This window comes from Haloferax profundi (assembly GCF_001469865.1).
In the GTDB taxonomy this organism is placed as follows: domain Archaea; phylum Halobacteriota; class Halobacteria; order Halobacteriales; family Haloferacaceae; genus Haloferax; species Haloferax profundi.
This window is the reverse complement of record NZ_LOPV01000110.1, coordinates 1-729: the sequence shown is the minus strand read 5'-3', so window position 1 is coordinate 729 and position 729 is coordinate 1. Positions and strand designations below refer to the sequence as shown.

At 57.9% G+C, this 729-nt stretch carries 1 protein-coding gene; it reads left to right on the top strand.

The window, feature by feature from the left end:
• Window positions 1–729, top strand: a 729-nt coding sequence (locus AUR66_RS21805; RefSeq protein ID WP_331456984.1) for a BGTF surface domain-containing protein, incomplete at both ends; no start/stop codon positions are given.

The window sequence follows — 729 nt, the reverse complement described above, 5'->3', positions numbered from 1 at the left end:
TCGAAGGCCAGCTCGACGAGGACGATGTCCAGTCGATCAACACGAGCGGTCTGAACCTCACCATTGAGGAAGCCAACCCCGCTGCAAACGCAGAAGCACAGTCGCTCGCTCTGAGCGACGACTTCGCAAAGCTCTACTACGACTCTGACCTTGCCGAGGACAACTACTTCGTTGTCATCGACACTGACGCCGGTGCTGCAAGCAACTACTTCGAAGACGGCGAAGAGTACGAAGTTGAGTTCCGCGTTGGTGACGAGGACGAGGACGTTAACCCGTTCCCGTACCTTGACGACGACGAAGAAGAAGTTGTGACGACTAACTTCACGACCGAGGAAGCCGACTTTGAGCTCGAGCTCAACGACGACGACCAGGTCGAAGTTGGTCAGTCCGCCGAAGCTAACGTTACGGCAACGACGAACCTCGCACCTGGCACGGAAGTCACTGTCCGCCTCCGCAAGTCCGACGGCGGTCAGACCTTCCTGAAGTCCACGACGGTTGACGTCACCGAGAACCGTACCGTCGAAGCAGTATTCGACACGTCCGACGTCGAAGTCGGCACCGAATTCGAGGTCTCTGTCCGCGCCGCAACGGCAGACACCCTTACGGAAGATGGTGTGATTGTCGAGGCAGTTGGAACCACGGAGGAAACCACCGAGGAAACCACCGAGGAAACGACTGAGCAGACGACCGAGCAGACGACCGAGCAGACGACCGAACAGACTGAGGAGA